Here is a 7,540-nt window from a genome sequence, read left to right as displayed (position 1 = left end):
ACTTCCTTGGCTCTCGAAGCCATCAATGTGCCGCCCTTCGAATTTTCGACAAAAAATTCGAGCGAGGTCCAGAACTTGATCGCTTCCATGGCGGCCTCTTTATGTTCGGACAACGAAGTGACTCCGAAATAATTCGGAGAAACCTGCGAGCCGACTTCAGCCAAGCCGGGCAATACCGGAAATGAAACCATGTCCCAATCGAGCGACGAAAAATCTTTTGTCAGTGCAAGCGGAGCGGCCGCCGTGTACAAAAGCATGGCAACCCTGCGATCCTTGCTAAACGTTGACCAATCCGGTATTTTCTTTATTTCCTTGTATGCTTTCGTGAATACGGGATTCAATAGCACAGATTGGACCAGTGTCTGCCATTGCGCGTTCGTATGAATCGTCGGTGTTCGCTTGGTCCCGTCCACCAAGGGCAAAGAATAGGGATTCCAGCCGATCATCGCACCCGTTCCATGGCTTCCGATCCCGTAATATTGCACGCTGCCGTCAAACCGTGTCATTCTGTTCGCCAAATCGAGCGTTTCCGCCCATGACATCCCGTCTTTCGGATAGGGCACTCCGAACGTATCGAAAAGCGTCTTGTTGTAGTAGAGCAGCAAGCTGTTCATCTTGACCGGAAGGCCGTAAAGCTTTCCATCGAACATCTGCCGCATCGAATCGATGGCTGTCGGCTCCAGATGGCCAATATCGACGTTATGTTTGCGGATCAAGTCGCTCATATCGTACTTCAGATCGTAATCGAGCAGCGTCTCCTCGAATCCTCCCCGTGAATTGGTGTACAAATCGAACTTGACGCCGGTCGCCAGCAGTTCGGGAATCGTCGTGCCGTTGGCCTTCGATGATTGAATGTACCGCAAATCGAGATGAGGGTGTTTTTTGCGCAGCGGCTCCAAATAAACCACTTCCATCTCCTCTATAGGAGAAATGGACACTAAGGTTAGCGGAACGCGCTTGGCCGGATTTTCCTTGGCCGTTTGAGGAACATCGGCTTCCTCTTTTGCCCCTCCGCTGCAAGCGCCGACAATAGCGGTTATTCCTGCTAACAGGATTAGCAACCTTGCTCTCTGTTTCAACATAAGAACACCCTCGCGTTTCCATTATTCTGGTTTAAAACCCGCTTCCTTCAACATGCGAACCAGGTGCATTCGAGCATCTGCGATTCGCTGATCGGTCAGCTCGGGTACAGCCGGTCCGTCCACCCGCTCCAAAAATACATTGCCCTCGAACCCGCCCCTCTTTAAAACGGTAAAAATAGCCGGGAAATCTACATCTCCTGTACCGGGTATCGGGAAATCGCGTGCGCCCCGCTCCCCGCGGTGATCTTTGGCGATAAGCGAATGCGTGCGTTCCGCCACCTGGGGAAAATCGTCAGCGGCAGCAATTCCTTCGTAAAACTCCACATTGCCGGGATCGTAGCATCCCCGAATATGCGGGGAATCGATTTGCTGCAAAGTCTCCATCATATCCGCGGCGGTTGCCGTATTTCCGGTATGGGGTTTGATCGTTATGATGAGGTCCAGTGCGGCCGCTTCCTCGGCAATTTGTTTGTACCGTTCGATGTATGCCCGGTTTATCGGTCGCATTTCCTCCTCTGTCAGAGGAGCCGACGGAAAGGAGCGGTAGCTTTGCGTCCCGATTGTAAGTATTTCCTTGATTCCCAGCGCTTTCGCTAGTTGCATGCGCTGCCTCGCCCGCTCGATCGGCTGATCGATTTTAAAATGAGCATTGGACATGAGCTGCAACGGTTGCAAGTTGTACATGGCAAACAGCCCGTCCAATTGGCCGATTGCACGGCTGTCGTCCGCATCCGGTAATTCGATCCCCCCGTGAGGATTCCCGATGCCAATATATCGATACCCCGCGCGCGAGATTCCTTCCAAAGCCCGTTCCATGGAACAGGTTGCATAAGGCAATGTCATACAGGCCAGTTTCATCTTCCGCGTCCCTCCTATTTCAGTTCCCGCAGTCCCGCGTTCAGTACCATTCGTACGGAACCCCGACCTCGCTCAATACCGGATGGGCGACATATACGAGACTGGTTGCATGGACAGACAGTTTCCGTATACCGAAGGAAACCGTTCCCGAGGACGGCAATAAGTCTACGTAGGAGACGAGCTGCCAATCCGTATTCTCAAAATATGCTGACGTGTTCGGACCCAACTGACTGGAATAGGCCGCAGCACCCGTTGACGCCTCCGAAGCTCTCGCATAAAAAGCAAAATAAACGTACTTGCTCGCTAACTCCGGATACTGCGCCAAATCGATCGTGAACCCCCAGTCGCTCGTATTGGCGGCCCCGGACAGTTCAAACGCCTCGTAGGTGCGGTAGGTGGCGCTCGACAAAGCAAACGATCCGCTTCCCGTCGTGACGGGAACGAATTGTCCCAGACCAGGCGAGTAGTTTACTCTCGCGACACCTTGAATTTCGGCCCTATGGAGGTGTGTCTTGGCTGCGGCCAAGTCCTCGATTTGCAAATTCGCCAGCGAAGCGTACGTTTCGTCGTAAGCGACGCCGTTCCCGTATATCTTCAGATTGTTGACCCACGCTCCCATTCCGGTCCTGCTCGTCCCTGTTCTTAGGAGCGTGTAGGCTTTGAAAGGAGCGCTCGAGCGGGAGATACTGTTGTTGCCGATCTCCAGCCCCAGCTTGGCGGAATAGCAAGCTACCAAGCAGTCGGCATCCCGTAGACTGGCGAAATTATTGACGATCCGGATGGAGCTGACCGGCTGCGTGTTGCCGACCGTGGCCGCTACGACCGTGCCGTTTATAATGATCTGCGCTTTCACCAACCGCTCCGGATTCGCAAACGAATAGCCGACCGAGCCATTATTTTCGAAATAGTTGTCAGACAGATCGAAGGGCATGATCGAATTGCGGGCGAAAACGCCGCATACTTTGTTTCCTTCGATATTGCAGCCGTTTATCCGGACGCCAAGCGCTTTCCTGGACAAATAGATGCCGATGCCGTCATTCGTAAATATTTTCGTATTCACAACATTGAAGACGTTCACTTCACCATCAACAAATTGAATACCATCGCCGCGGTTGTAAGATATTTCGCATGTCTCGACGTCATTGCACCAGCCGTAGCCGATAGCAAGCGCGGCTAAAGTCGTTCCTTTGATGGAGATTCGGCGGAACAGCGAATGCGCGATTTTTTTGGAATAAATCCCATATCGCGTCTTGTTGTCCCCGGATATGTCGAGATTCGAAAATTCGAATTGATTCCCCACCTCGGTATCCGTAAACTTGAAGATCGCTTCCAACGGAGCCGACACCGTGACGGAAGCATGCGGACGAATGACGGAAGAATGGACCCGTCGGTTGTAGTCGTCCCCGATCAGCCGAATCCCCCGCTTACTTGAATCAATCAGGATCGGGCTTGAGATCAAATAAAAATCGGAAGATGGAAAGTAGACGACCGCCCCCCGGTTCTGCGCGGCATCCACAGCCGCTTGTATGGACTGTGTATCGTCAGACGCGTTGTCGCCTTTCGCCCCAAACCATTTTACGTTGAATGCTCCTTGGAAAATGCGCTTGAACCGTGCTCCTGTTACCGATACAATTACCAGACCGGTATTATCCGCGCTCGACACGTCGGCCGGATCGAAACGGAAGACGCCTTCCTTGCCCGGGTCTGTCACATCATACAGTTCCGCAGGAGCCGTCGACAAGGAGCGCAGCTCGGCAATCGTCACCTTGGGCCAACAACATCCCTCCTCTTCCGCCCCGTATACCCCTTCTGTCACACGTTTCCCCTGGACATTCGCCGCACTCCACAGACTGCCCGCGACCAAAGCCGTGCCTGCCAAGCCAATCGATGCGAGCAGCTTTCTTCTGCTGCCACTGACCATTCCCGAATCGTCAACTTCTTGCTTTGTGTCGATTTCTTTCTCGTGATTCATAGAAGACCTCCCATCTGTAGTTTTGGGTTTCAAGAATCGGTAAGCGTTTACACGAAACGAGCAAGCCGATCCTGCATCCAGCATAGTCGAACCCGATTGCTTTTAAAATAAAGAGAATTAAACTAAACCATATGTAAATTTTAACGGAATTCCGAGAGATGAATGTCGGCCGGGCAACGCCTGAATGATCTTCCTAAATCCTGCCCTAATGATCGATCGTATGATACAATCAGTCTCAGATCTCTCGCAGAACGGAGGAGCCGAACTTGCATACCGAAGAGGGTCGAAATGTTCTGATCCCCCAGCTCACATACTGTAGATATTGGGAGCGAAAAGACAAATTTTTGTTTTATGAGGATACCTGCAAGGAGTGGACCATTTTCGCCGTCATAGACGGGTCGTTCCAGTATGAATTTAACGAGGAGAAAGGCATTGCCGCATTCGGCGATTTGATCATTTGTCCGGCAAATACGGTTCTGCGCAGGGTCGTTATATCGCCCCTTACTTTTTTTGCGATTCGGGTTCGATGGCGGATCAACGACTTGGTGAGGGTGGGACAGGCGGAACCGCCCCGGTTTGTCGGCAAAACGAGTATCGCCGACACGAAGCGGTTGGCAGGCAACTATTCCTTGATGAAGCAATCCGAAGGACTCAGCGAGGAAGTTAAGCTGTGGCTGTGCGGTCACTATATGCAGGACATTTGGTTGTTATATGGGAAGGAGTGCAACAAATGGCCTTGGCCGGCGGAAAGGCAAGCGGGCAAACAACCGGAGCCGATCATGAACGAAGCCTCCTCCCTCATTCGCAAACATGCCTTTGAGACTGTTGATCTGAAGGAGATTGCCGCACAATTGCGACTAAGTCCAGCACGGCTATGCCAGAAGTTTAAAGCGAGCTTCGGACAAACCCCGATCCAGTTTTTGACCGAATTGCGTCTGGAGAAAGCGAGACAGCTGCTGCTGGAAACAACCATGACGCTTGATCAAATCTCGGAATACATTGGTTACCAGAACGCCTACTATTTAAGCTACATCTTCAAGAAGCATATGGGAGTCACGCCGTCCGCCTTCAGAAAAACGCATCGGGTCTAGCTACTTCCCATATAACACCCCCCACAACGAACTCTCGGCCGATGAGGGCCGCCACTCGTTTGAAAAACGCAGTTCATACGAAAAATAGTCGGCTGTGAGGAGTTGTTCCTGACCGACTATTTTTCGTATTGACCGTCACTGGCGGTGACGTGTCCGGCTGTCCATGACAGCTGTTTTTAAGAACGTTGGATGAAAATCACTTTTTGGGCATACTCTTGCAAATTCGCAGACACAAAATGAGAGATTAAGTTCTGGGCAAGTACAGATGGTTCCGAAATAACATGGATAAAATCTTGCATATAAGCCTCGACTAAGGTGGACGGTGCTGATTGTTTGATCAGTTGGGCGATGATCATCAGCCGGTATTGCAACTGATTTGCCAGAGTAGGTTGAATTTCTTGTGATTGCTGATACCCGTCGATCCGAAGCTTCATTTCGTCCAAGAGCAAGAGTGGGTCCGTAACCTCTAAGGCGGTACTGTAATACAGAAACTTTCCTGTCGTGTCTGTTAGATATACGATATCCTTGCCCGACACGTCTGAAATAACCGACAGACGATCCGCAGGAAGCCCGGGAACAATGGATAGATGCTGCCAGCCATTAGTGTCTGGAATGGCGGCATAAACGCGATCAACTCCCGTATTGCGTATATAGTACAGCCGGATTTCTGACCCGAAACGTGTAATATCCAAAGCGGCTCTGGTGGGTGTCTCTTGAAAAATGACCTCACGCTGCCACTCGGTACCCTCCCATCGTGCAAATTTTACGACAAAGTGATTGGGATGGGACAAACTGCTTTGCCGGTATATGACTAGAGGCAAGCCGTTCTCATCCAATGCCAGCTTAGCAGTCTGCACACCATGATTACTGTTGTAATCTTCATCGGATAACAAGGGTTGGATGAGATCGACAGTTGCCGGAGTGACCGGAATTGGAACGACATTATGACTGGCATCCGTGAATGTCCCCGCAGCTGAATCATACCGAATGTAGGAAAGTTCGTGGCGCATTGGGGCGGCAGGATACAACGCCCATTCAAAAACGATGTGTACATTCCCTTCATCATCTACCTTGAGATCGTTCGGATAAACAGAGCGTTGATCGGCTGATGCAAATTCGGCAATACGGCTCCACTCGCGTTGCGTGTGATCATAATGATACAAAATACCTGGTCGGCGAGTGCTTTCATGCATGCGCACAATCAGCCACAAATCGCCTTGCGAGTCGACTTCTACAATCGGATAAGTGATTCGAGCGTTCGGGTCCGGCATATTGGCCGAGGCGTCCAATAACTGGGCGGATGAATCCGTTGTATCCAATGTAAAATAACGCCAATTGTCATTGTGCATGGAAGCGAACAGATGCAATTGGCCATTGCCGTCTATAGCCAGAGAAGGTTGATTGTGGCCGGGATCATTGATATATGATTCCGGGATTCCTGCTTCATTTGTAGCGAGATAGCGCTTCCAATCTCCTCCAGATGATCGAACCGCTATGGCAACATGGTGAAACAATTCGCGGTCGCTTGGAGTATTGTATGCCATATATATTGCTCCATTGTGCTCTGCGAGAGGAGTCCACCACCCCGCTTGATTCGAATCATGCATCCAAAAGGGCACTCTTTCGATTGGCGCTGCCGGCGCTCCACTGACTGGGAATAGCATATTTATGTAATACTGCAACTTTCGCGTCGCTTCATTGACTTCCTGCTGCGTAACGTTGTTGTCTTCATATACCGAGGTGGCAACGGTCAAGTTGCTTTGCAATTCAAACCAGCTTTGAGTCGTATAATTTGTTGCTGACAATTGTGCCGCCGCATCAAATTGCGATTTCAAACCGCTTTTATCAACGATTTCTGGCGCCGCTATCGCTTTGACGGTTACTTGATCAATCCCGACAAGTTGATTGTAGGCTCTGAAGCCGATCCCGCCTTGCGATAACGTGGAGTCTGAAGCGGAAAGCACTTCCGTCCCGTTCATATACCCGATAATTTGGTCATGATCTACAGTAAGATTCATTGTGTAAGTTTGTCCGATCACAAAAGGATAGCTCGTTCCTGTTAATCTGGTGTAGGTGCCATTCAAGTTGCGCATCAATTCGACAGAGCCTGTAGTGTTTAAGCGCAGCAAGTAGAAATTTTTATCGTCGGCTACTCTTGCTAAAATTCCGGATGCGCGTGTCCCTGCCGGTGCTTCATTGTAGAAAGTAACATCCATTTGAACCGAATAGTTTTCCCAGGAAGAACTTCCCGCCAGCAGCAAACCTTCCGCAGACATACTGTCTCGCTTCAAAACATGATTTCCGTTATCGTTTACGATTGACCAGCTACCGCTCGATTGAGTCCAGTTGCTCCCACCGCTGCTTTCGAAATCTTCGTAAAATAGCGTCGGAGGAGAACTTGTGCTTTCTTGAGCATTCGTTGCAGTGACAGAAAGTGTTGCAGAGAACACTAACAACCCCAGCAGCCATACCAGCGTACCGGACAGCCGTTTGCGAGAAGCAGAGATCATCCTTTTCATCGTACACCACCAGCCTTT

Annotated in this window: 5 protein-coding genes; 1 reads left to right on the top strand and 4 read right to left on the bottom strand. The window is 50.6% G+C overall.

Annotated elements, in window-relative coordinates; genetic code table 11:
• From FE784_RS18035 to FE784_RS18025, 3 genes are all read right to left on the bottom strand, one after another.
• The coding region (locus FE784_RS18035; RefSeq protein ID WP_218103790.1) for an ABC transporter substrate-binding protein at positions 1–1,082 on the bottom strand (1,082 nt) is incomplete at its 3' end.
• A 21-nt stretch (positions 1,083–1,103) separates the two neighbouring features.
• Positions 1,104–1,940 carry a sugar phosphate isomerase/epimerase family protein gene (locus FE784_RS18030; RefSeq protein WP_139603622.1) on the bottom strand — a complete coding sequence of 279 codons (837 nt, stop codon included), beginning with the start codon at positions 1,938–1,940 and terminating at the stop codon, positions 1,104–1,106.
• Positions 1,941–1,980: 40 nt separating this feature from the next.
• A complete protein-coding gene (locus FE784_RS18025) occupies positions 1,981–3,912 on the bottom strand; it encodes a glycosyl hydrolase family 28-related protein (protein WP_176706330.1) in 1,932 nt (643 codons plus the stop codon).
• 266 nt (positions 3,913–4,178) lie between these two features.
• Between FE784_RS18025 and FE784_RS18020 the strand changes: the two genes are divergently transcribed.
• Entirely contained in the window at positions 4,179–5,003 is an 825-nt protein-coding gene (locus FE784_RS18020) for a helix-turn-helix domain-containing protein (RefSeq protein ID WP_139603620.1), read from the top strand.
• 176 nt (positions 5,004–5,179) lie between these two features.
• Here FE784_RS18020 and FE784_RS18015 read toward each other — a convergent pair whose 3' ends face one another.
• On the bottom strand, positions 5,180–7,522 hold the full coding sequence (locus FE784_RS18015) for a BNR-4 repeat-containing protein (protein WP_139603619.1): 2,343 nt from the start codon (positions 7,520–7,522) through the stop codon (positions 5,180–5,182).
• Positions 7,523–7,540 lie beyond the last annotated feature (18 nt).

This window comes from Paenibacillus hemerocallicola, from assembly GCF_006265175.1.
GTDB classification, from domain to species: Bacteria; Bacillota; Bacilli; order Paenibacillales; family NBRC-103111; genus Paenibacillus_AB; species Paenibacillus_AB hemerocallicola.
Note: the sequence above shows the minus strand (reverse complement) of the source record. Positions and strands in the feature narration are given on the sequence as shown.